The sequence below is a fragment of the Bacillus sp. HY001 genome (assembly GCF_007558965.1).
In the GTDB taxonomy this organism is placed as follows: Bacteria; Bacillota; Bacilli; order Bacillales; family Bacillaceae_G; genus Bacillus_A; species Bacillus_A mobilis.
In genome coordinates, this window is sequence record NZ_VLTE01000031.1 from 18772 (window position 1) to 43366 (window position 24595).

Below are 24595 nucleotides of genomic sequence, written 5' to 3' on the forward strand. Positions count from 1 at the left end.
TACGGAGATAGCTTTTTTGTGCATCTTTTCATTAAGATGAGATAAAACGTGGTATAGTAACATTATATAATTTTGTGTTTGATAGGTAAGAAATTGAGGTGTTACATATATGAGTAAGCGTTATGTCGTTGTGGATTTAGAGACGACAGGGAACTCCTGGAAGGATGGGAAGGATAAAATTACCCAAATTGCAGCTGTTGTAGTGGAAGATGGAGAGATATTAGAGATTTTCTCATCTTTTATTAATCCGAAGAGAGAGATTCCGCCATTTATTACAGAACTAACAGGGATTGATGAGAGTATGGTTAAGCAAGCCCCGTTATTTCAAGATGTAGCCCCGATGGTTGTTGAGCTATTACAAGGTGCAGCTTTCGTTGCACATAACGTTCACTTTGATTGGAATTTTTTAACGGAAGAATTAAGGCAGGCTGGATATACAGAAGTACATTGTCCTAAAGTTGATACAGTTGAGTTGGCGCAAATTCTTTTGCCGACGGCTGATAGTTATAAATTACGTGATTTAGCTAAACAACATGAACTAGAGCACGATCAACCGCATCGTGCGGATAGTGATGCTCTTGCAACAGCGGAATTGTTTTTACAATTTTTAAATGAGATTGAAAAGTTACCACTTGTCACCTTGCAATCGCTCTACGAATTGAGTGATGTTTTTCAAAGTGATATAGCGGATGTACTTTCTGAAAATATTTTAAAGAAAATGATGCATGGTAAAAAAGCAGCAGAGGGGTATGAAGTGTATCGAAATATTGCGCTTCGAAAGCGCAATTATTCTTTAAATCTCAGTGAAACATGTTCATCTAAATTTGATGCTTTCTTACATAAGACAATCGATAAACTTGAATTGAATATGCCAAAGTTTGAAAAAAGAGAAAGCCAACAGATTATGATGAAGGAAATATATACAGCACTAAGAGATTCTAGATTTTCACTAATTGAGGCAGGAACAGGAACAGGAAAGACTCTTGCATATTTACTTCCAAGTATTTATTTTGCAACGAAAAAAGAAGAACCTGTCATCATTAGTACCCATACAGTACAATTGCAACAACAAATATTAGAAAAAGAAATTCCATTATTACAGAAAATAATGCCATTTTCATTTGAAGTAGCTCTTTTGAAAGGAAGAAAGCATTATCTTTGTCTACATAAATTTGAATATGCTTTGCAAGAGGAAGAGAAAAATTATGATATGGCGCTCACAAAGGCAAAAATTTTAGTGTGGTTATTGCAAACAGAAACTGGTGATCGGGATGAGTTAAATATTCCTGAGGGCGGAAAGTTACTTTGGAACCGTATTTGTAGTGATGTGCATAGTCCAGGCGGGATGCAAAGCAACTGGTATAGCCGTTGTTTTTATCAAAGAGCAAAGAATAAAGCTTTATTTGCAGATATCGTTATTACAAATCATGCGTTATTATTTCAAGATTTTTCAAGTGAAGAACCACTTTTTGCTTCATGTGAACATATTATCTTTGATGAAGCTCATCATATCGAGGAAGCGGCGAGTAGAACATTAGGTGAACAGTTCTCCTGTATGTATTTCCAGCTAGTTTTATCTCGTCTTGGTACGCTAGAAACAGATGATGTACTTTCTAAAGTATATAAAATGATGAAAAAATCAGAGCAAGCCTCTCGTTCAACTTTCCGTATGGTGAGTCATACTTTAAAGGAATTGAAATTTGATGCAGATGAGCTATTCCAAATGTTACGTGCTTTCATCTTTAAGCAAACAAAGCAGGAACAAGGGATAAGCAATATGCCACTCATTTATCGATATAACACGGAAGTAGAGAAAGGTAAGTTATGGGATAGCATTACCGAGTTAACAAATCGTTTTGTATACGATGTAAGGAAATTGTTGACTACACTTGAGAAGCAAGTTGACATATTACAAAGTAAATTAGAATGGGAGATGCATGTTGTTACAGGTGAATTTATGCATTTAATTGAGTTGTTGAGAAAGATGGAACAATCTTTACAATTACTCATTTTAGAAAAAAATTCATACGTGACATGGATGGAGACTGAAACGAAAGGAACAATTCATTCAACAGTTTTATATGCACAGCCTGTTCATATTGGTGAAAGGTTTGCGGATGAATTTTTAACACAGAAAAAGAGTGTTATTTTTACATCAGCAACGTTAACGGTAAATGATTCATTTGACTATATAAAAGAGGAGCTAGGTTTACATGATTTCGCTCCAAATACATTACAGGTTCCGTCACCATTCCGTTTTGAAGAACAGATGAAATTAATGGTTTCAACAGATGTGCCGTTTATTAAGCAAGCAAGTAATGAAGAGTATATTGAATCTGTGTCGGCCCATATTGCAAAAATAGCGAAAGCTACAAAAGGTAGAATGCTCGTTTTATTCACTTCGTATGAAATGTTGAAAGAAGCGTATACGAATTTGAAAAATGATGAGGAATTAGAAGGTTATTTATTATTAACGCAAAGTGTGAATAATAAGAGCCGAAGTCGTCTCATTCGTAAATTTCAAGAGTTCGACAAATCGATTTTGTTAGGAACAAGTAGTTTTTGGGAAGGGATAGATATACCTGGAGATGCCCTTAGTTGTCTTGTTATTGTCCGGCTTCCCTTTACGCCTCCTCATCAACCGATGATGGAAGCAAAAGGAGAGTGGTTAAAAAATCAAGGAGAAGACGTATTCGCTAAGTTAGCACTCCCGCAAGCAATCTTGCGTTTCAAACAAGGATTTGGTCGTCTGATTAGAACAAGTACAGATACCGGAACGGTATTTGTATTAGATCGTCGTTTGACAAGCGCTTATTATGGGAAACGTTTTTTACAATCAATCCCAACTGTCCCGCTTTATGAAGGCCCTTTAGAAGAATTGTTAGAACAATTAAAAGAACGGCCAACTGAATAAAATTGGAAGAAAAATACGCCTGAAGTACATTTAAACTTCAGGCGTAAAAAATGTGGGTAGGAGGAATTTTATTTTTCTTACTTCTTGTATACAAAATGTATTGGTTTTCGACTTGAAACCTTTTTTTGCAGTACATGTCCTGCTATAATAGATGGGTGATGAAGCAGGGGTTGTAAAGAATGTACTCTTATTGTAACCGCATTGCGTTCTTCTATAATTAGAAATTTTTGTGTAACGGAGGAGTTTTTTCATGGATAAGAAAATCGAAGTCCTATCAACGACGCGTCTTAAATATTCGTCTGACTTGTATAAAGTCGTTGATAGTTTGAATCGTACGTTAAAAGAGCAGGACCTCATGTTCGGATTAGCATTAGACGAAAAAGACAAAGAAACAGCTGTATTTACGATTTACAGAACGTAGTGATACAATGAAAAAGTGGATCTTTGCAATCGTTATCGTAATCGTTGCTAGCGGAATATATGGGGCGTATGTTTATAATAAAGCAATGGAAAAGAAAATCTCTAAAGAGGAAAAATCTGTAGAAATTGCAAAAGAAAAGGCAAAGCTTACAAAAGTAAAATCTGTTGATTATTATAACGGAAATTCTTCATATACGGTCGTACAAGGTGTAGACGAAAAAGGAGAACAAATTATTGTTTGGGTGCCGAATAAAAAAGGGAATGTCCTTGTGAAGAAAAAGAGTGAAGGTATTCCTGAAAAAGAAGCTTTGCAAAAGTTGGCTGAACAAGCTACAGGAAAAGGCGATGAGCCGAAGCCAAAGCCAAAAGAAATTATAAAAGTAAAATTAGGTGCTCAAAACGATATTCCGTTGTGGGAAATTACATATATTGATCAGGAAGATCGTTATACGTATTATTATTTAGAGTTTCAAAATGGGGATTATGCTGGTCACTACAGCATTGAAAAATAGATGTAGGGGGAACTACAAATGAAATTAGCAAAGCGAGTAGCTGCTTTAACACCATCTGCAACTTTAGAAATTACAGCAAAGGCACAAGCATTAAAAGCAGAAGGTCATGATGTAATTGGATTAGGGGCAGGAGAACCTGACTTTAATACGCCAGAACATATTATGGATGCTGCACATAAAGCGATGTTAGAAGGACATACGAAGTATACACCAACAGGTGGATTACAAGCGTTAAAACAAGAAATTGTGAAAAAGTTTACACGTGATCAAGGAATTGCGTATGATCCATCTGAAATTATTGTATGTAACGGTGCAAAGCATGCATTATATACATTATTCCAAGTATTACTTGATGAAGGAGATGAAGTTATCATCCCAACGCCTTACTGGGTAAGTTATCCTGAACAAGTAAAGCTTGCTGGTGGTAAGCCAGTTTATGTAGAAGGTCTGGAAGATAATGAATACAAAATTACAGCGAAGCAGCTGCGTGAGGCAATTACAGAGAAAACGAAAGCAGTTATTATTAATTCACCGAGCAATCCAACAGGAATGATTTATAGCAAAGAAGAATTACAACAGCTTGGAGAAGTATGTTTAGAACATGATATTTTAATCGTTTCAGATGAGATTTATGAAAAATTAATTTATGGTGGAGCAGAATATACTTCGGTTGCCCAGCTTTCTAATGCATTAAAAGAACAAACACTTATTATTAATGGTGTATCTAAATCTCATTCTATGACAGGATGGCGTATTGGATATGCAGCAGGAAATAAGCAGCTTATTAAAGCGATGACGAACTTAGCGAGTCATAGTACGTCAAACCCTACTTCAATCGCTCAATACGGCGCAATCGCGGCATATGCAGGCTCACAACAACCTGTAGAAACAATGCGTCAAGCATTTGAAGAGAGATTAAACATTATTTATGATAAATTAATTCAAATCCCTGGCTTTACTTGCATTAAACCACAAGGTGCATTTTACTTATTCCCTAATGTAAAAGAAGCTGTGGCTTTATCAGGATATGAAAATGTTGATGATTGGGCAAAAGCTCTATTAGAAGAGGAAAAAGTGGCTCTTGTACCAGGTACAGGATTTGGTGCTCCAAATAACGTTCGTTTATCATATGCGACATCTCTTGAACAAGTAGAGAAAGCATTAGAACGCATTCATACGTTTATGAAAAGTAAAGTGCAAGCTTAATTGTATATTTTAGTAACGCAATACAAAAAACCTTCCTACATAATAGGGAGGTTTTTTTGACGAATTGTGGCAAAAAGAAATAGCGAAAGGTGTGTTATACTAGAGAGCGAGGTGTTTGGTGATGAAAAAGAAAATGATGTTACAGTGGTTTGAGCAGGGAAGCATTGCAATTCCAAAATTACTTATGATGCATTATAAAAAATTAGGGTTAAATGAAATGGAATTTATGGTTGTACTTCATGTACACACATTTTTAGAATCGGGCAATTCGTTTCCGACTCCGTCAGAGATTTCAGAACGGATGACGATTACTGAAATGAAATGTATGGAAGTCATTCAGGCATTGATTCAAAAAGGTTTTTTATCACTAGAAGGTGGACAAAAATCAGAAGCAATGATGTGTGAAAGCTATTCTTTACAACCGCTATGGGAAAAAATATTGCATTTCTTAATGAATGAATCAGTAGAGGAAGAACAAAAAGAAATAAAACAACTGCAAGTAAATTTATATACAGTATTTGAAAAAGAATTTGGAAGACCACTTTCTCCGTTTGAATGTGAAACGTTAGGTATGTGGGAGGATCAAGATCAACATCATCCGAATTTAATTCAAGCGGCCCTCAGGGAAGCTGTAATGAGTGGTAAGCTTAATTTCCGATATATTGATCGTATTTTATTTGAGTGGAAAAAGAATGGTATTAAAACAGTAGATCAAGCCCAAAACCAAGGACGAAAATTTAGAGCAAATCAACAACGAACGCAGCAAGCGACAAAACAAGAGACGAAATTTACTGGGAAAGTACCTTTTTATAATTGGTTGGAGCAGTAACGTAGGAGGAAGTATATGTTAAATAAAACGCAAATTCGCTATTGTTTAGATACAATGGCGGATATGTATCCAGAAGCACATTGTGAATTAATTCATGATAATCCGTTTGAATTAGTAATTGCGGTGGCATTATCTGCACAATGTACAGATGCACTTGTAAATAAAGTGACGAAAAATTTATTTCAAAAATATAAAACACCAGAAGATTATTTAAGTGTTTCCCTAGAAGAGTTACAACAAGATATACGTTCTATTGGGTTGTATAGAAATAAAGCAAAAAACATTCAAAAATTGTGCCGAATGTTGCTGGATGATTATGATGGAAAAGTTCCAGAAGATCGTGACGAGTTGACGAAGTTACCAGGAGTAGGGAGAAAAACAGCAAATGTAGTTGTTTCGGTAGCATATGGCATTCCGGCAATTGCTGTTGATACGCATGTAGAGAGAGTGAGTAAACGGTTAGCGATTTGTAGATGGAAAGATTCGGTGTTAGAAGTAGAAAAGACATTAATGAAGAAAATTCCGATGGATGAATGGAGCGTTACACATCACCGTATGATTTTCTTTGGACGTTATCACTGTAAAGCACAGCGACCACAATGTGAAGAGTGCCCTTTACTAGAAGTATGTCGTGAAGGAAAGAAGCGAATGAAGGGGAAATAAAGGATGGAGCGAGTGATAGAAATACCGAAAGAATTTCGGTGCTTACCATTTTTTAAAGAAAGTATGGATTCGATTACGTATCATACAGAACAATCTTTTGAAGAAATCATACAAAATACTTACTTTATATATGATATGGAAAGACAAGATGAGCCGTGGAGTGAAATTGAAAATAGTGTTCCTGTACTGTTGAACGTATGGAAAAGTAAGCATGAAGACATCGCTACACTATTTCGAAACAGAAATAAGCAGGAAGCTGAAGGTCCAATGATTCTTTTTGCGGCACATTTGTTATCGATTGTATATTGGCTAAATGAGCAACCTGTTCATAGTTTGAATGAACTGGAAGCTTATACGAATAATTTAGAAGTACAACCAGTTAATTTTATGGAGCGATATTCGTTCATTATAAAGAAACCGAATAATTATCATTCCTATATTCAGTTAGCGCAGTTGTATATTGAAATAGAAAAGCTATACGTAAAGAAAATGATAACAAAAAAGAAGTCCTTTTCTCGTTAAGAGAAAGGACTTCTTTTTTGTTAAGACTCTGTTATAACAACATTTCCGTCTGCGTGAGGTGTATCTCCTCCGGTATTTTGTTGTTGTTCTTGTTGCTTGTGTTGTTCTTCTTCAGCTTTTTTTCTAGCAGCCTCTTCTTCAGCTTTTTTTCTAGCAGCTTCTTCTTCGGCTTTCTTTCTAGCAGCTTCTTCGTCAGCTTTCTTTCTAGCGGCTTCTTCTTCAGTAGCCTTTTTCTGAGCTTCTTCTTGTTGTTTACGTTGTTGTTCTTGTTGCTCTTGTTGTTTACGCTGCTCTTCAGCAGTTTTTTTCTGAGCTTCTTCTTGTTTTAGTTTATCTTCATTAGCTTTTTTCTGTGCGTCCTCAGCAGCTTTTTTCTGAGCTTCTTCGTCAGCCTTCTTCTTAGCGTCGTCTTCAGCTTTTTTCGGGTCTGGAGTTCCGCCAGGTGCAGTGAAGGATGCACCAACTGCAGGGCTTGTTCCATTACCTTTTTTCGCTACTACAGAGAAGCTGTAAGTAACGCCTGGTTTAATACCACCAAGAGTAGCTGTCGTACCACTTATTGATAGGCTACCACTTGAACCATCAGTCGCTTTATAGCTTGCTGCATACGCATCAACTTCTGCTGGTCCAGACCAGTTTAGTGTAACTGTGCTAGCGCCATCGAAAGCGACATTAAGACCACTAGGTGCATCTACTTTAATTTGTTTAACCGCATCTTTCTTAGCACCTTTTACGTACAATTCACCATATAATTCTTGTACAGAAGAAGGGCGTTCGAAACGAGATTTATCTGTAGCGAATTTGCTCATCATTACTTGGAACATTTGTTGTGCAATTCTAGTATAACGATCACTAATGTAGTTTTCTGGGCCATTTTTTTCGTAACCAGTCCATACTGCCATTGTATATTGCGGTGTATATCCAGCGAACCAGCTATCTCTGTTTGCATCAGCCGGAATACCATATTCTTTTATAACGTCTGCATCAAAGTTTTGTGTTCCTGTTTTACCGGCAACATCAACACCTGAAACGTATGCTGTTGGACCAGTACCGCCAGAACCAGGTTTTACTACGTCACGAAGAACGTCAGTCACCATGTAAGCTGTATAGTCTTGCATCGCACGTTGTTCTTTCGGTTTAAAACTTTTCTTTTTCCCATCTGGGAAGATAACTTCTTTTACGAAGTGCGGTTTATTGTAGTTCCCACCGTTACCAAAGGCTGCATATGCCCCCGCTACTTGTAATGGTGAACTATCGTTACTACCAATTGCTGTTGATTCATATGTTTTGCCGTCTTTAAATGTCATACCTAAACCCTCAGCAAACGCTTGTGACTTAGGAAGGCCAACCGCTTGAGCTGTCTTTAAAGCCGGAATGTTTAATGATTTTTTCAAAGCTTCACGTAGTGAAACGTCACCTTTATAACTATTTGTTGCATTTCGTATTTTTTTCCCATTGGAATACGTATACTCTGAGTCATTTAATTGATGGTATGTAGACCATTGTAAATTCTCAATTGCTGGACCGTAGTCGAAAATTGGTTTCATTGTTGAACCGACTTGGCGTTTTAAATCAGTGGCCATATTATGACCTTTGAAAGTAGACTTACTTTCTTTACGCCCAGCTCCAATTGCTCGAACTTCTCCAGATTGTGTATCCATAAATACGAATGAACCTTGGAATTGATCGTTCGGATACTTAATAAGATTACCATCCATAATTTTTTCAGCATAATCTTGAGCATCTTGATCAAGTGTTGTATGGATTGTTAAACCATCTGAACCGATATTTACATCCGGATATTCTTTTTCAACTTCTTTTACAACAGCATCTAAAAATGCTTGATACTTCATCTCTGTTACTTCTGAAGATGGTTGAAGACCCTCAGTTACAGAGATTTTCATTGCGTTATTCATTTCATCTTTTGTTATATAACCATGTCGATTCATTAATGATAATACGACGTTACGACGTTGTGTAGCTCGTTCAACGTTATCTGGTTTTGTTGGATCATAAATATTAGGACCTTGGGGTAAACCTGCAAGCATTGCAGCTTCATGCAACTGTAAGTCTTTTAAATCTTTGTCATAATATTTTTTGGCTGCTGTTGCAATACCATACGAACGGTTACCTAAGTTAATCTTATTTAAGTACATTTCTAAAATCTCATGCTTAGAGTATTGTTGCTCTAATTTGTAAGATAGGTACCACTCTTGTACTTTTCTCTTTGCAGTTTTGTCCATCGTTAGAAAATAGTTTTTGACTACTTGTTGTGTAATCGTACTACCACCTTGAGATCCGAATCCTCCAGTGACATTTTCCATAACTGCTTTTGTAGTTCGTTTAAAATCAATTCCATTATGATCATAGAAACGTGAATCCTCAGTTGCAAGGAATGCACTTTCAACTACCTTTGGAATTTGATCATACGTAACGTGGGTTCGTTTTTCAGCACCGTATTCATAGAAAAAATTCCCATTCTTATCAAGAAACTTTGTTGATAAAGGATTGACAAGTTTTGATTTGTCTAATTTTGGAGCGTCCTTCACCATAACAAAGAAAGCGGAAACGCTAGCTACAAGACCAACGATACCAAGAAGTAGACAACCTATAAGGAATTTCTTAAAAAAGGAGCCTTTTTTCTTTGGTTTTTTCTCTTTATTTGTTTCTTGCTTTTGATTTTTTACATGATTTCGTTCTGTACGAGAACGATAATTATCTGACATTATACTTTCTCCTACCTTTCATTCTCTCCCCCAAAAGTCGAAAAAAGAGCCTTAGTGATGACTCTATCACGAAAAATAAACCGTGTCTAGTACACGGATATAATCAATCCGAGGGTGATAACCGCATGATAATAAAGATCCATGCTCTTCTATTTCTTCTTTCGTAATCGATTTTCGTCCACCAGTATTTTGACGATTCCAAAATGCAATAATATGTTTTGCATCTAATAAATAAAGTTCATCAAAAAGTGTAAATTTAATAATAACAAATGCAATCCCATTATGAGCGATTACTTGCTTCATATGTTCAATTTGATGAAGGTGGAAGTTTTGAAGTGGAAAGCTGGTTTTATTTTTTGTTTCTTTCGCTTCAAAATCGATGTACTTCCCTTTATATACACCGTTGTAATCTGTTGTAGAAGGTTGTTTGAAATACGCTTCTTTTACCACTGCAGCACTTCGAGCGGGGTAATCTACTTTTACAATTTGAAGAGGTGTAGGTTTTTTATGTACACATGCAATATTATGGGTTAAGTAATATTCATTTGTTTCATTTAATTCCTCTTCAAGGGACATACCTCTATTACTATAAGTATGTTTTTTAATTGGTGTTTTATGAGGTTGTGAAGCTTGATTGTACCGTTTTCCATTTGGGTAACGAATGGTCATAGTGTGTCCACTCCCAACTTGTTAAGAATTACTTACAAAGGTGATTATAACAAAAAATGAAAAAAGATGTGACCTTTTTGAAGAAAGGTATGATGACTAGCTCATGTTTACATGGAATGATTATGAAAAAATTGAACAATATCGTAAAAATATGGTTTGTTCAGAAGAAGAGAAAGCAATCGTTTACAACATTAAGAGGGAAATTGAAATAGCTAATATGGACAATATTTCTCGAACACAGTCCTATCAAGAATATTATGTAAGAAATGATGAAATTAGGTGGGCTTTTTTAGCAAGTATGGTCTCAAGAAATGCGGGATGGAATATGACTGATTTAAAAGGGAGGTATTATGCTACCGTTTTACCTCAAACAGTAAAAAAACATTTGTTTCTGACTTATGAAGAAGCGAATTGGATTATTTTTTTAGATGCATTCCCTCAGCTATTGTTATACGAAGAAAGTAAGAGGAGACAAGTACCGCTATTCCACTTGTTACAATATTTCAACGTATCAATTTTTATGGAAAAAGAATGGATTTATTTTTGGGAGAAAAAAGATAGAAGTAGGCTCATGACAGCGCTTATTATAAATGAGCAAAATAAAATTCAAAAACCAGTTATTGAGAATACATATTTTAAAAAACATGTATTTCATACTGCATTTTTTAAATTGCAAGAAATGCTTCATATAAGTGCTGTTATTTTTCCCACCGTTGAAGGGGGGATGTATGGGTTTTCAGTGTATCAATTTGAAACGCTACAAAAGCGTATAGAACTAGGGAAGAAATTAGCGGATTTACTGTTTCATCCGAATTATAAAAGTTTATTCCATAGGTTTGCATTGCAAACTATACACACAGGATCAAGAGCAGACTATGAATGTTTTGTAAGAGAAATTAGAAAATCTTGTACGCCAGTCCTTAGAGAGGTTTATCCTGTTGTTGCACATAAGGAAATAAGCATGGGAGATTGGTTTTGTAGAGATACGGAAATAAATGAGTTGTTTTTACTGGAAGAGTATAAGGGGGAAGTTGATATAACAGAATGGTATAAAAGAAAGAGGGAGCAAATCTATGTTGCTTCTATTGTAAATCGTTTTGTTAAAAGGATGGGTGAGTTCGTGATATAATAGAAAAGAAGTCCCGTCTTCATTTATGAAGACGGGACTTCTTAATGTGAAGTAATCCTGCCATGTGTGCGAAAAATTTAATCTCAAAACGTAATGAACATAAGAGATTAAGGATGCTTCAGAAATTAGCTTTTTGTAAAAGTGCTAAAGTTTCACTTTATGTAGCAGGGAAGTTTGGACCATCTAACTTTGGATTGCCAGTCTCGGGTTTATTTTGTTTGTTTTGTTTTTTCTTTTTTTCGTTTTTGTTCTTTGCCATTTTCATACACCTCCTTTTTGTATTGTTACCATTTCTATCGATGGCATACAAAATGATTTCTTTGACGAATAACAACTAGTTTTGTCATGTGAGCAGGAGTGGGGAATCATTCGGCGAAATTACATGACAAAGGAAAAGCAAAGAAGGGGGCGTTTTGTATATGGCGATGGTTCAGAAGGAAGATGTAATGAAAACAATGGATCAAATGTTAAGTTCTCTCGATTTGCTGGAAATGAATATGGGGATTAGAATGAATCATGCATTGAAGGATAAGAGTGAAAAAATATGCAATAAGATAGAAATAACAGAAATGCATATTGAACATATGGAAAATAAATTAGTGCATCACGAAGAAAAAGGGAATTGGGTGAAGGCATTTCAAAACGTCGTAGTGAGTGCATAATAAGGTGGGAATAAAATGAAGTATGAAGCATTAATACAATCTTCAGAAAAACTCATGGAGTATAATAATGAAGCGAATGTGAAAAAAAGAGAAATGATTGAGTACGATTTTTATAAGGATATGAAACCATTTGTAGATATGGTAGATGAGGAATTAAAAGTGTGGAAAGAATTAGCTTATAAATGGATTAAGGAAGAAAAACCGAAGTATATACATGTACAGCAAATTGATCAAGTGTACGATAATTTACAGACAAATGTATTGCAATGTTTTGTAAATAAAGGTAAAGGTAAGCGATTCTTTGAAACACATCAAGCCATTTCGTATACTTTGCAAAATATAATTGAGCAATGTAAGTAACAAGAGGGGAAACCCTCTTGTTTTTTATGCTTCTGTCATAGTTGTAGGTTTTGTTGCACCGTTTATTTCTAATTCTTTTATTAATGTTCGGTAATCTGAAATGCATATTTTTCCTTCGAGATACCAATGTCTCGCAAAGTCTAACAATTCATTTACATTCTCTGTGTAATACCCCTTTTTTTGAGAAAACGCTTGTTTTAAATCCCCTAATACCATGTTGATTCCTCCCCCATGAGAATCTTCTTCTTCATTATCATAGCATGGAAGGGTTTTCTTTTTTAATTTTTTAAAAATTTAAACTTCCGACAAAAATAGACAGATACTCCGTCACACAAATTATTTTACAAGTACATATTATATATGTAGAAACTTATGTGAAGGAGGAGAGAATGCATGTTTCAACAATCTAACGTATATCAGCAATCTAATCCATATGCACAGCAAAATATGTACCAATATAATACGGATACATATTTACGGTATAATATGTATCCTTTCGAGCCTCATTATGGAAATCAAAATTATTACCAGCCATTTGAAGTGTCGTTTATGAATCAACCTCAGCAACAGCAGCAACCTTATATGAATACACAACAGCAGCCTTATATGGATCCACAACAGCAACCTTATATGAATTCGCAATACTATATGCCACCACCATCTCCCTATGGAAATCAGCAAGCGATGTTTTATCCACCAAAACAGCCGTACCCGACGCAGAACAAACAAAAACAACAACAGCAACCGAGTCAGTTTTCTAGTTTTGTTTCCCAATTTAAAACGTCAGATGGGAACTATGATGTAAATAAAATGATGAATACAGCTGGACAAATGATGAATGCGATGAATCAAGTGACAGGTATTGTAAAGCAAGTTGGAGGTTTTTTTGGTAAGTAATTTTGAAGGATTGTCTATAAAAAACATTGTATAGGAAGTGGGGACTAGACAAATTTCCTTATAATAAATGGGTATATATAACAAGCGGCTTAACCTCCTTTCTCATATTGTAAAGTGTAATCAGATTTTTTTTATGAGAGAGGAGAGAAAAAACTATGCATCATTGTCATCCTTGCTTTGGAGGGCATAAGCCTACAGGACCTATTTGTACAACTGCTCCTGTCATTCATCCGACGAAACAATGCGTAACACATTCTTTTTCAACAACGGTGGTGCCACACATTTTCCCGACGCATACAACACATGTACACCATCAACAAATTAAAAACCAAAACTTCTTCCCGCAAACAAACTCGAATGTAAATGTTGTAGACCCAATCGATCCAGGATTCGGCGGCGGATGTGGACCATGTGGTCATGGTCATCATGGCCATCATGGACATCAAGTATCTCCATTTGGTCCAGGACCAAATGTATCTCCGTTTGGACCAAACGTATCTCCATTCGGGCCAAATGTATCACCATTTTTACCAAACAATGTATCACCAGTAGGTCCGAATATTGGACCAAATGTTGGTGGAATGTTTAAAAAGTAAATGATATGTTAGAACTAGCGAAATGCTAGTTCTTTTTTTGTAATTGGAGTGTTGATATGAAAGTTATTGCTATAACGGGATATAAGCCGTTTGAACTTGGTATATTTAAAAATGATCATCCAGGGGTGGACTGTATAAAAAAAGCATTGCACCGAAAATTAACTGCTTTTGTAGAAGAAGGTTTGGAATGGGTGATAATAAGTGGACAGCTAGGGGTCGAATTATGGGCTGCTGAAGTTGTTTTTGACATTCAAGTAGAATATCCAGATTTAAAATTAGCGGTATTTACTCCGTTTTTAGAACAGGAAGAAAGCTGGAAGGAAGATAACCGTGAATATTACGAATATATTCTCTCTCAAGCAGACCATATTGATAGTATTACGAAACGGAAGTACGAAAGCCCAGAGCAATTTAAATTAAAAAATCAATTTTTTATTGAAAAAAGTGATGCACTTTTAGCTGTATATGATGAAGAAAAACCAGGGAGTCCTAAATATATTGTAGAAGCAGCAAAGAAAAAAGGAGAAATAGAAAATTATCACAGTTATTTTATTCTTTTTTCCGATTTACAAGATATAATAGAAGAGGAACAGTGGAATAATGCTGAGTAATATGTAATATAGTACTCGTATATATGATTGACAAAAGGCATTGTTTCTGAAAAAATTTAGGTAATGAAAGTTTTGGCAAAAATTTGAGGTGAAGAAAATGATTTCGGATAAAATTAAATTAACGGCGAAAGATATTTTAGAAAAAGAATTTAAAACAGGCATGAGAGGTTATCAACAAGAAGAAGTAGACAAGTTTCTTGATATGATCATTAAAGACTATGAAGCTTTCCACAAGGAGTTTGACCAATTAAAGCAACAAAATGCTCGTTTAAAGCGTGAATTAGAGGAACAAAAACTAGTAGCAACGCAAGTGCCACAACAACCAGTTGTACAAACGCCAGTTGCACAACCTGTATATAACAACACGAATACGGACATTTTGAAACGTCTATCTAATTTAGAAAAAGCTGTATTTGGAAGTAAGTTATACGAATAATTTCTAGTGGTAAAAAGGTTAAAGCATTTTACATAGAAAAAAACATTGCAAAATCTTTTTGTTTCCACTATACTAATGGATGTCATAACGTTTGGGTAATCGCTGCAACGCCAACGTTGTAGAGGAAAGTCCATGCTCGCACGGCCTGAGATGGCTGTAGTGTTCGTGCCTAGCCAATTCATAAGCTAGGGTATTCTGGCTGTAAGGCTGGTTTAACGGCAGGGAAAAAACCTAAGTCCTTTCGGATATGGTTTGACTACCTTTAAAGTGCCACAGTGACGAAGTCCTTGAAGAAATGATAGGAGTGGAACGAGGTAAACCCCACGAGCGAGAAACCCAAATAATGGTAGGGGAATCTTTTCCAAGGAAATGAACGATGGGAAAGGACAGGTTGTATAACCTGTAGATAGATGATTGCCACCGGAGTACGAGGCGTGGGCCGTTTGCAGTACAAAGGAACAGAACATGGCTTACAGAACGTTATGAACCAACTATGAAATAACTCAGCTCTCCTTTGTTAGAGGAGGGCTTTTTATTTGTATGAAGTTATAAATTATGAGTTAAAATGGTTAATGAGAAAATTTTTCGTAAAATGTAATGATTAATAGGACTAATTGCTATTAATTATTGTTTGACTATACATAAGAGGTGAATGCAAATGGGAAAAGTTACTTTAATCGCAACAGCGGCAATGGGTATTGAAGCATTAGTTGCCCGAGAAGTTCGTGATCTTGGTTATGAATGCCAAGTGGAAAACAGCAAAGTAACATTTGAAGCAGATGAAAAGGCGATTTGTCGCACGAACTTATGGTTACGTACTGCGGACCGTGTGAAAATTAAAGTTGGCGAATTCAAAGCGACAACATTTGATGAGCTGTTTGAAAAAACGAAAGCATTAAACTGGGGAGATTATATTCCAGAGAACGGAGAGTTCCCGGTAATTGGTAAATCATTAAAATCTGAGTTGTTCAGTGTTTCGGATTGCCAACGTATCGTTAAAAAAGCTGTCGTTGAAAAATTAAAAACAACATATAAACGTACAACTTGGTTTGAAGAAGATGGTCCGTTATTCCGTATTGAGATCGCAATGCTCAAGGATATTGCAACGTTAACAATTGATGCAAGTGGTGTTGGACTTCATAAACGTGGATACCGTATGGATCAAGGGGAAGCGCCATTAAAAGAAACATTGGCTGCGTCTTTAATTAAGTTAACAAACTGGAAGCCAGATCGTCCTTTCGTGGATCCTTTCTGTGGATCAGGTACAATTCCGATTGAAGCAGCATTAATTGGCCAAAATATTGCACCAGGATTTAACCGTGGCTTCGCATCAGATGAGTGGGGTTGGGTTGGTAAACAAAACTGGCGTGAAGCTCGTCAAGAAGCTGAAGATTTAGCGAATTACAATCAACCACTACAAATCATTGGATCAGATATCGATCATCGTATGATTCGAGTTGCTCAAGATAACGCTGAAGAAGTAGGTTTAGGTGATTTAATCACATTTAAACAAATGCAAGTAAAAGATTTCACGACAAAAGAGGATTATGGCTATGTTGTAACGAATCCTCCATACGGAGAACGTTTAAGTGAAAAAGCACTCGTTGAGCAATTGTACAAAGAAATGGGACAAGTATTCCGCCCATTAGACACATGGTCAGCGTATGTATTAACAAGTTACGAAGCGTTTGAGAAGTGCTACGGAAAAGATGCATCAAAGAAACGTAAACTGTTTAACGGATTTATCCGTACAGATTACTACCAATACTTCGGAAAACGTCCGCCGCGTAATTCATAGTATAAAACTCCTCCAGCACGCATATACTGGCTATTATGTAGTGCGTAAAGGAGGAAGTGGTATGGATAGTTTCCAATTATCAATGATTCAAAAAGCTATTCACCGTACGTATGACGAGCTCGGAAAAGAAGTGGATAGTCAAGGTGTGATTGTAGATGAAATACAAAAAGCACAAGAAGAATATTTGTCAGCTCTTTCGCATGAAACAGCGATTGATAAACGGTATTTAAAGTCATTAATATAGAAGAAAATTTTCCTTTTTCGAAAGGAAAATTTTTTTTCGTGTATTTCTATGTATGGCAACAGGGGAAAGTGGCTGCACACATATGAGTAGCAGTTGCTATATTTTTTTATAGAAAAACTTTTTGGTTGGAGGCTAAGGATGTTTACTGAGAAGAGATTACCATTTGAAGTAGGGAAACAAGATAATTTTTATGATAAGTTGAATGAGTGGATTGGAGATGTGTTTTACGACATCCTTCCGGAAAAAGGTTTTGAAGAGCGTGATGAACAAATTTTTATGGCGTTTCAATTAGAACGTGCTTTCCAAGAAAAGAAAGTAATGTTCGCAGAAGCGGGCGTAGGAACAGGGAAAACAATTGTATATCTTCTATATGCAATTTGCTATGCGCGTTATACTGGAAAACCAGCTATTATCGCTTGTGCTGATGAAACGTTAATTGAGCAGCTTGTGAAAGAAGAAGGGGACATTGCTAAGTTATCTGAAGCATTAGGGCTATCTGTTGATGTTAGACTTGCGAAATCAATGGATAATTATTTATGTTTACGTAAACTTGAAGATGTTATGAGTGGACGAGCTCCAGAAGTAATTGAAGATGTATACTACGAATTACCGCAGTTTGTATTCGATCATGGTACGATGCAAAACTTTACCCACTACGGTGACAGAAAAGAATTTCCTCTTTTAAATGATGAGGAATGGTCAAAAGTAAATTGGGATTACTTCCAAGATTGCTTCACTTGTGATTCTCGCCATCGTTGTGGTCAAACTCTTTCTCGTGAACATTATCGTAAAGCGGCAGATTTAATTATTTGTTCTCAAGATTTCTACATGGATCATATTTGGACGTACGATGCACGTAAACGTGAAGGGCAAATTCCGTTATTACCAGAAAGTAGCTGCGTTGTATTCGATGAAGGACATCTTGTAGAATATGCAGCTCAAAAAGCTTTAACGTATCGTTTAAAGCAGACGATGATGGAGCAACTCTTAACAAGATTGTTGCAAAACGATATTCGTGAAGAGTTTGCGCATTTAGTAGAAGAAACAATTTGGCAAACAGAGCGATTCTTTGATGTGTTACAAGAAAATAAAAAAGAAATTGCCGGTTCTGATCGTTTAGAAATTACTGTGACAGAAAAAGTAACTGCTGAAGCGAAGCGACTTTATGCGAAAATTGGTGAAGTTGGTGATGCATTAGTATTTGAAAGTGAAATGCATACAGTAAACACGTATGACTTAAATATCGTTGATGAACATTTAGATGTATTAGAACATTCACTTCGTCTGTTCATGCACGAGAAAAATGTAATTACATGGGGTGAAGAAGGTGATGGAGCCTTCACGTTAGTGATTATGCCACGTGCAGTTGAAGAAGTATTACAAGAGAAAGTATTCTCGAAGAAAATCCCGTATATTTTCTCTTCTGCTACATTATCTAATAACGATTCATTCGCATTTACAGCAAATAGCTTAGGAGTAAAAGATTACTTGTCATTCTCGGTTGCTTCACCGTTTGATTATGAGGAGCAAATGGCAGTAAACTTACTATCGCATACGAAAGAAAATGAATGGGAAAGAAAGTGTCAATATACACTTGAAAATATACAGAAAACAAATGGACGTACACTTGTATTATTCCGTACAACACAAGAACTTGCAGCGTTTAAAGAATATGTAAGTAAAGAACAAATGTCCGTTCCGTTCCTATATGAAGGGGATCAAGAAATTAGTCAGCTCGTTTCTCGTTTCCAAAATGAAGAAGAGACTGTACTTTGCGCCGTTCATTTATGGGAAGGTTTAGATATTCCTGGTTCATCATTATCACATGTTATCATTTGGTCATTACCATTCCCTCCAAACGATCCTGTGTTTGAAGCGAAGCGTAAACATGTAAATGATCCATTCTGGGATGTAGATGTACCGTATATGATTTTACGTCTTCGTCAAGGGATTGGACGTTTAATTCGTACGAGCGACGATAAAGGTGCTATATCAATCTTCTTATCTGATACAGAAGATGAGAAAGTGATAGAAGCGGTGAAAAACGTACTACCAGTAGAAGGTAAAGAATTATAAGGAGAAAGCTTGGCGCTTGCCAAGCTTTTTTTCTATTATAAAAGGAATTTAGATTTCCATGTCGAATTAAGTTTGAGGTAGAAAAGGGAGGTTTTATACGATGACAGTAGCTACATATGAAGTAGAAACACAATTTTTAACATATGTGAAGAAGATACAAAATTACGGAGAAGCATTAAGCTTAATGTTTTGGGACTTAAGAACAGGTGCGCCTAAAAAAGGTGTAGACCAGCGTTCAGAAGTAATTGGTATGCTTTCATCAGAAGTATTTGTAATGTCGACTTCAGATGAGATGGGGAACTATTTAACAGAACTTGAAGCTTTAATACGTGAAGATAAACTTTCTGAAACGACGAAGAAAATGGTTGAAGAATGTCGTAAAGAATATGATAGAAATAAAAAAATTCCACAAGCGGAATATGAAGCGTATGTGAAATTAGAAGCGAAAGCGGAAAGTGTGTGGGAAGAGGCTCGCGAAAAATCTGATTTCGAAATGTTCCGTCCGTATTTAGAACAAATAGTTGAATATAAAAAGAAATTCATTACATATTGGGGTTACGAAACATATAAATATAATACATTATTAGATATGTATGAGCCGGGTATTACAGTAGAAGTGTTAGATCATGTATTTGGTCAGCTTCGTGAGCGTATCGTTCCGCTCGTAAAAGAAATATCGGAGTCGCAAAAGAGACTAAAGACAAGTGCTTTATCAGAACATTTTTCAAAAGAAAAACAAAAAAACTTTACATTAGAGCTATTAAAGCAATTAAATTATGACTTTGAAGCAGGTCGTCTTGATGAAACGGTACATCCATTCGAGATTACATTAAATAGAGGGGATGTTCGTATTACGACACGCTATGACGAAAAAGACTTCCGTATGGCTGTGTTTGGAACAATTCATGAATGTGGTCATGCTGTATATGAGCAAAATATTGCAGAGAAATTTGAAGGTACACCGCTATGTAGTGGAACATCTATGGGGATTCATGAGTCACAATCATTATTCTTTGAGAACTTTATCGGTCGTAATAAATCATTCTGGAAGAAAAATTATGATTTATTAAAAGAGTATAGCGATGGCCAATTCAATGATATATCAGTAGACGAGTTTTATGATGCAATTAACGAATCGAAGCCATCATTCATTCGTATAGAAGCAGATGAGCTTACGTATCCGCTTCACGTTATGGTTCGTTATGAACTTGAGAAAGAATTATTTGATGGTACATTACAAGTGAAAGACTTGCCAGCGGCTTGGAATGATAAGATGGAAGCATATTTAGGAATTCGTCCGGAAAACAATGCACAAGGTGTATTGCAAGATGTTCACTGGGCTGGTGGTTCATTTGGATACTTCCCATCTTATGCGCTTGGTTATATGTATGCAGCGCAATTTAAGCAAAGAATGTTAAAAGACATTCCGAACTTTGATGCATTATTAGAAGAAGGAAACGTAACACCAATTCGTGAATGGTTAACAGAAAATATTCACCAATATGGCAAAACGAAAAAGCCACTTGAAATTTTAAAAGATGTGACAGGTGAAGGGTTAAATGCAAACTACTTAGCGGATTATTTAGAAGCGAAGTATAAAGAAATTTATGAGTTATAAAAAAGAGCTGCTTAATTGCAGCTCTTTTTTTAAAGGGGATAGAAGAATGATTTATACATATACAGTAATGACGCAAGAAGAAGCAGAAGAAATTGCATATAACTGGCATTATGAAGGGAAACATTCTTTTTACGATATAGAGGCAGATGAAGAAGATTTAGCTGAGTTTTTACATGAGGAGAGTAGAGGGAATCATACATTTTCTGTGAAGGAAAATGGCACTCTCATTGGTTTTTTAACTGTTTGTAACGTGAATGAAGGAACAGTTGATATAGGTCTTGGAATGAAACCTGATATAACTGGGAATGGATTTGGTTTGCAGTTCGTAAATGCTGGACTAGCTTTTAGTAAAGAAAAATACGGATGCAATTATATAACGTTATCAGTAGCGACATTTAATGAGAGAGCGATTACAGTGTATAAAAGAGCAGGATTTGAAGCAGTTGGTACGTTTGTCCAGAAGACGAATGGTAGTTGTTTTGAGTTTTTGAGAATGAGTTATATATGTAAAAAATAAAAAAACAGAAGAATCTTCTTCTGTTTTTTTGTAACTTCATTAACTTTCAGTTGCTAGCATGTGTACAGCTATTTCATGCATGTCTTTCAAACCTGACACTTGAGCGTATTCAGCAACAGTGATACCACTCGTTGCTAGAAGTTCGATAATATGTTCATCCATTCTTGACCAAGTTTTACCGCCAGCGTTGTCATAAGAGTGAATTAAATTTGTTAGTCCATCTTTCCCAAAGAGCAGATAATGAGATGTAAAATCTATAGATACATCACCTACCCCTACTTCTGTCCAATCGATTAAGCCTGTTACATTATTTTTATTATCAATCAGGATATGACCTGGATGTATATCCCCATGCTTTACTCCTACATGAGATGGCCAAAAAGAGTCTTCAGCTAGCCATGCTTGCCAACGATCCCATAAGTTTTGATTGATATCGTATTGTTCCTTCACTCGATTCATCCTTTGTTTCATAGAAGTTCTTAATTCATTAGCAGTAAGCATTTCAACACCTATATTGTTAAATTTTTGCTGAGGTAATGAGTGTAAATTCGCTAGAACTTTTCCTAATGAAATATTGTATTCAGTCGGTGCATTCTTTTCATTAAAGTTCCATACATATTCTTGTCGTTCTATATCGATAGTAGCGGCAGGAACGCCACTTAGTTGTTTATAAGCAATTAGTTCCTCAGAAAATATAGACCAATCAGGAACTTGGAATTCTGCATGTTGTTTCATGATTTCTAATGCTTCTTTTTCAAGTAGAGCATGTCTCATAGATTCTCGTCTACGAGGAATTCGTAGTATCCATTTATCTCCGTTTTGTTCTTTCACGTGTGCTACTTGAAAGTCAACGCCAGACTCATTAATTTCTATTGAATCTTCTAATATATTTAGCCCTTCCTTAGTTGCTAATTGTTTCACTTTAAGTGTATTCATTATTATTGCCTCCAAATGTTTATTCTAATTTCAATGTTTTCATACGTTTTCTGTTACGAATTGTTTCTAACTACATCCATATGATTAAAGTAGCAAGATATAAGAAAATGTAATCATAAAAAACCACAGACGGGCTTCTGTCTGTGGTTAAGAGTAAACGAGGATGTAATGAATAAACGCCTCTCTTTGTATGAAAAAATATACGAAAAAAAGACAGACGTATATCTGCCTTTCTTCATGTGGAAAGTGTATTCTTCCGTTGAAGATTATTAAAAATGTGCAGACTAATCCCGTTTACTCTGCTTTATGAAAACAGAGCCTTTGAACATATTAAGTTACTTAGTGTTCAAAGTTTGCTGACGTAGTCTTCCTGCATGCATCATCTTTAACAATCCTCCTTTTAATAGTATAGTGTTACTATACTTTGTTTATAAATAAACATCAACAAAAAATACTAGATGTAATATGTAAAAACGAATGAAATACAAATTTACATTCGAAAAATAGAAAAAAGGATGTCTGCTCTTATAATTAGAAGCTTTGTATTAGTAGTAAATAGTAAGTTTAGTAAGGAAGGTAGAGGTAAGCATGGTTACAATTAAAACAAAAAATGAAATAGATTTGATGCACGGATCTGGGAAGTTACTTGCTTCGTGTCATAGAGAAATTGCGAAAATGATGAAACCGGGTGTGACGACAAAAGAAATTGATACGTTTGTTGAAGCGTATTTAGAAAAGCATGGTGCAATATCTCAGCAGAAAGGATATAACGGGTATCCATATGCAACGTGTGCATCTGTAAACGATGAAATGTGTCATGGCTTTCCGGCGGATGAACCTTTAACTGAGGGCGATATTGTAACAATTGACATGGTAGTAAACTTAAATGGTGGTCTTTCAGATTCTGCTTGGACGTATAGAGTTGGAAAAGTTTCTGATGAAGCAGAAAGGTTATTAGTAGTAGCTGAGAATGCATTGTATAAAGGAATTGATCAGGCAGTAATCGGTAATCATGTAGGAGATATTGGCTATGCAATTGAGAGTTACGTAGCAAAGGAAGGTTTTTCTGTCGCAAGAGATTTTACAGGACACGGGATCGGTAAAGAGATTCATGAAGAGCCAGCAATTTTTCATTTTGGGAAACAAGGACAAGGGCCTGAGTTACAAGAAGGAATGGTAATTACAATTGAGCCTATTGTAAATGTAGGCATGCGCTATTCGAAAGTAGATTTAAATGGATGGGCTGCAAGAACGATGGACGGGAAATTATCAGCTCAATATGAGCATACAATTGCGATTACAAAAGATGGGCCAATCGTTTTAACGACGCTTTAAAATAATATGTAAGAGTTTGCAAAACTCGAACGAAAATATTGTTTTTATAAAATTTGTACGTGTTTTTTTAATAAATGCTTTCCAAAATGTAAAAAGTGCGTTATAATCCATCTATAAAATAAATAGTTAGCTACACTCATATAATCGCGGGGATATGGCCTGCAAGTTTCTACCGAAGTACCGTAAATACTTTGACTATGAGTGAGGACGAATATATTGCTTGTTTAGCATTCTTTTTTGCGAAACTCCAAAAGCGCGTCTCTCACTTGTAACGAGTGGTGGCGGCTTTTGGAGTTTTTTATTGCATAAGAGGGGGAACAAACATGAAAGTATTACAAGAAAAGATTTTGAACGAAGGAAAGGTTTTATCTGGTGACGTATTAAAGGTAGATGCATTTTTAAATCATCAAATTGACCCAGTACTTATGCAAGAAATCGGAAAAGAATTTGCTAAACGTTTTAAAGAAGAGAACATTACAAAAATCGTGACGATTGAATCTTCAGGCATTGCACCAGCAGTTATGGCTGCATTAGAGCTTGGTGTAAAAGTAATCTTTGCAAGAAAACGTAAATCGTTAACGTTACAAGATAATATGTACGTTGCAAACGTATACTCATTTACGAAGCAAGAAACGAATGAAATTTCATTATCTCGAAATCATATCGATGAAACTGATCGCGTTTTAATTATCGATGACTTTTTAGCGAACGGTCAGGCTGCTTTAGGTTTAATGAGTTTAGTAGAGCAAGCAGGAGCAAGTATTGCAGGTATTGGTATTGTTATTGAAAAAGCATTTCAAGATGGAGGAAAGAAGCTGCGTGAACAAGGAGTTCGTGTTGAGTCACTAGCAGAAATTGCATCACTTGATAACGGCACAGTTACATTTGTACAGCATGAAACTGCGGAGGTGAAATAAGC

Annotated in this window: 26 protein-coding genes, 1 other RNA gene and 1 riboswitch; of the genes, 22 read left to right on the forward strand and 5 right to left on the reverse strand. The window is 35.8% G+C overall.

The features are described 5' to 3' along the window. Window positions 1–109 precede the first annotated feature (109 nt). The 7 genes from dinG to FOT98_RS15630 all read left to right on the forward strand — a co-directional run bounded on the left by dinG (window position 110) and on the right by FOT98_RS15630 (window position 7066). Entirely contained in the window at window positions 110–2914 is a 2805-nt protein-coding gene (dinG, locus tag FOT98_RS15600) for an ATP-dependent DNA helicase DinG (RefSeq protein WP_063263232.1), read from the forward strand. Window positions 2915–3164: 250 nt separating this feature from the next. Beyond that, a complete protein-coding gene (locus FOT98_RS15605) occupies window positions 3165–3335 on the forward strand; it encodes a YpmA family protein (protein WP_061679511.1) in 171 nt (56 codons plus the stop codon). 7 nt (window positions 3336–3342) lie between these two features. Beyond that, a complete protein-coding gene (locus FOT98_RS15610) occupies window positions 3343–3846 on the forward strand; it encodes a cell wall elongation regulator TseB-like domain-containing protein (RefSeq protein ID WP_061679510.1) in 504 nt (167 codons plus the stop codon). An 18-nt stretch (window positions 3847–3864) separates the two neighbouring features. Further along, a complete protein-coding gene (gene aspB, locus FOT98_RS15615) occupies window positions 3865–5052 on the forward strand; it encodes an aspartate transaminase AspB (protein WP_000761547.1) in 1188 nt (395 codons plus the stop codon). A 121-nt stretch (window positions 5053–5173) separates the two neighbouring features. Next, on the forward strand, window positions 5174–5881 hold the full coding sequence (gene dnaD / locus FOT98_RS15620; protein ID WP_061679509.1) for a DNA replication protein DnaD: 708 nt from the start codon (window positions 5174–5176) through the stop codon (window positions 5879–5881). A 15-nt stretch (window positions 5882–5896) separates the two neighbouring features. Beyond that, entirely contained in the window at window positions 5897–6544 is a 648-nt protein-coding gene (gene nth / locus FOT98_RS15625; RefSeq protein WP_000933021.1) for an endonuclease III, read from the forward strand. Window positions 6545–6547: 3 nt separating this feature from the next. Next, window positions 6548–7066 carry a YpoC family protein gene (locus FOT98_RS15630; protein ID WP_063263231.1) on the forward strand — a complete coding sequence of 173 codons (519 nt, stop codon included), beginning with the start codon at window positions 6548–6550 and terminating at the stop codon, window positions 7064–7066. 20 nt (window positions 7067–7086) lie between these two features. Here FOT98_RS15630 and FOT98_RS15635 read toward each other — a convergent pair whose 3' ends face one another. Next, a complete protein-coding gene (locus FOT98_RS15635) occupies window positions 7087–9792 on the reverse strand; it encodes a PBP1A family penicillin-binding protein (protein WP_063263230.1) in 2706 nt (901 codons plus the stop codon). Between the two features lie 66 nt (window positions 9793–9858). Then, a complete protein-coding gene (gene recU, locus FOT98_RS15640) occupies window positions 9859–10461 on the reverse strand; it encodes a Holliday junction resolvase RecU (protein WP_000155592.1) in 603 nt (200 codons plus the stop codon). 103 nt (window positions 10462–10564) lie between these two features. On the opposite strand from recU, the gene FOT98_RS15645 reads away from it, so the two are divergent. Continuing rightward, complete coding sequence (locus tag FOT98_RS15645) at window positions 10565–11590, forward strand: DUF2515 domain-containing protein (protein ID WP_063263229.1); 1026 nt, start codon at window positions 10565–10567, stop codon at window positions 11588–11590. Between the two features lie 157 nt (window positions 11591–11747). Here FOT98_RS15645 and FOT98_RS32935 read toward each other — a convergent pair whose 3' ends face one another. Then, window positions 11748–11924 (reverse strand): phage portal protein, encoded by a 177-nt coding sequence (locus FOT98_RS32935; RefSeq protein ID WP_080467831.1) that lies wholly within the window; start codon window positions 11922–11924, stop codon window positions 11748–11750. Between the two features lie 85 nt (window positions 11925–12009). Between FOT98_RS32935 and FOT98_RS15650 the strand changes: the two genes are divergently transcribed. Both FOT98_RS15650 and FOT98_RS15655 read left to right on the forward strand, forming a co-directional pair. After that, complete coding sequence (locus tag FOT98_RS15650) at window positions 12010–12252, forward strand: hypothetical protein (RefSeq protein WP_063263228.1); 243 nt, start codon at window positions 12010–12012, stop codon at window positions 12250–12252. Between the two features lie 15 nt (window positions 12253–12267). Further along, window positions 12268–12612, forward strand: a complete 345-nt coding sequence (locus FOT98_RS15655) for a YppE family protein (protein WP_061679504.1) — start codon at window positions 12268–12270, stop codon at window positions 12610–12612. A 24-nt stretch (window positions 12613–12636) separates the two neighbouring features. Here FOT98_RS15655 and FOT98_RS15660 read toward each other — a convergent pair whose 3' ends face one another. Next, the gene (locus FOT98_RS15660; protein WP_000242661.1) at window positions 12637–12828 is read right to left on the reverse strand and encodes a YppF family protein; all 192 of its coding nucleotides are present in this window, start codon (window positions 12826–12828) and stop codon (window positions 12637–12639) included. A 177-nt stretch (window positions 12829–13005) separates the two neighbouring features. Here FOT98_RS15660 and FOT98_RS15665 point away from each other — a divergent pair, with 177 nt between their 5' ends. The 10 genes from FOT98_RS15665 (at window position 13006) to FOT98_RS15710 (ending at window position 21405) form a co-directional block, all read left to right on the forward strand. Continuing rightward, complete coding sequence (locus tag FOT98_RS15665) at window positions 13006–13509, forward strand: YppG family protein (RefSeq protein ID WP_063263227.1); 504 nt, start codon at window positions 13006–13008, stop codon at window positions 13507–13509. A gap of 155 nt (window positions 13510–13664) precedes the next feature. After that, window positions 13665–14105 carry a CotD family spore coat protein gene (locus FOT98_RS15670; RefSeq protein ID WP_063263226.1) on the forward strand — a complete coding sequence of 147 codons (441 nt, stop codon included), beginning with the start codon at window positions 13665–13667 and terminating at the stop codon, window positions 14103–14105. Between the two features lie 56 nt (window positions 14106–14161). Further along, a complete protein-coding gene (locus FOT98_RS15675; protein WP_063263225.1) occupies window positions 14162–14716 on the forward strand; it encodes an SLOG family protein in 555 nt (184 codons plus the stop codon). A gap of 97 nt (window positions 14717–14813) precedes the next feature. Beyond that, a complete protein-coding gene (gene gpsB, locus FOT98_RS15680; RefSeq protein WP_000622425.1) occupies window positions 14814–15152 on the forward strand; it encodes a cell division regulator GpsB in 339 nt (112 codons plus the stop codon). Between the two features lie 87 nt (window positions 15153–15239). Then, window positions 15240–15630: RNase P RNA component class B (rnpB, locus tag FOT98_RS15685), an RNA gene on the forward strand. Window positions 15631–15810: 180 nt separating this feature from the next. Beyond that, the gene (locus FOT98_RS15690; RefSeq protein WP_000521229.1) at window positions 15811–16950 is read left to right on the forward strand and encodes a THUMP domain-containing class I SAM-dependent RNA methyltransferase; all 1140 of its coding nucleotides are present in this window, start codon (window positions 15811–15813) and stop codon (window positions 16948–16950) included. 61 nt (window positions 16951–17011) lie between these two features. Beyond that, the gene (locus FOT98_RS15695) at window positions 17012–17194 is read left to right on the forward strand and encodes a DUF3921 domain-containing protein (protein ID WP_000376898.1); all 183 of its coding nucleotides are present in this window, start codon (window positions 17012–17014) and stop codon (window positions 17192–17194) included. A 138-nt stretch (window positions 17195–17332) separates the two neighbouring features. Beyond that, window positions 17333–19270 (forward strand): ATP-dependent DNA helicase, encoded by a 1938-nt coding sequence (locus FOT98_RS15700; RefSeq protein ID WP_000493698.1) that lies wholly within the window; start codon window positions 17333–17335, stop codon window positions 19268–19270. Window positions 19271–19370: 100 nt separating this feature from the next. Beyond that, complete coding sequence (gene ypwA / locus FOT98_RS15705) at window positions 19371–20888, forward strand: carboxypeptidase (protein WP_063263224.1); 1518 nt, start codon at window positions 19371–19373, stop codon at window positions 20886–20888. A gap of 46 nt (window positions 20889–20934) precedes the next feature. Then, window positions 20935–21405 (forward strand): GNAT family N-acetyltransferase, encoded by a 471-nt coding sequence (locus FOT98_RS15710; RefSeq protein WP_063263223.1) that lies wholly within the window; start codon window positions 20935–20937, stop codon window positions 21403–21405. A 39-nt stretch (window positions 21406–21444) separates the two neighbouring features. Here FOT98_RS15710 and mphL read toward each other — a convergent pair whose 3' ends face one another. Further along, window positions 21445–22341 carry a macrolide 2'-phosphotransferase MphL gene (gene mphL, locus FOT98_RS15715; RefSeq protein ID WP_063263222.1) on the reverse strand — a complete coding sequence of 299 codons (897 nt, stop codon included), beginning with the start codon at window positions 22339–22341 and terminating at the stop codon, window positions 21445–21447. Between the two features lie 588 nt (window positions 22342–22929). Here mphL and FOT98_RS15720 point away from each other — a divergent pair. Then, window positions 22930–23676, forward strand: a complete 747-nt coding sequence (locus tag FOT98_RS15720; RefSeq protein WP_063263221.1) for a type I methionyl aminopeptidase — start codon at window positions 22930–22932, stop codon at window positions 23674–23676. A gap of 116 nt (window positions 23677–23792) precedes the next feature. Continuing rightward, a riboswitch (purine riboswitch) is annotated at window positions 23793–23894 on the forward strand. A gap of 105 nt (window positions 23895–23999) precedes the next feature. Next, the gene (locus FOT98_RS15725; RefSeq protein ID WP_000866491.1) at window positions 24000–24593 is read left to right on the forward strand and encodes a xanthine phosphoribosyltransferase; all 594 of its coding nucleotides are present in this window, start codon (window positions 24000–24002) and stop codon (window positions 24591–24593) included. The last annotated feature ends 2 nt before the right edge of the window (window positions 24594–24595 follow it).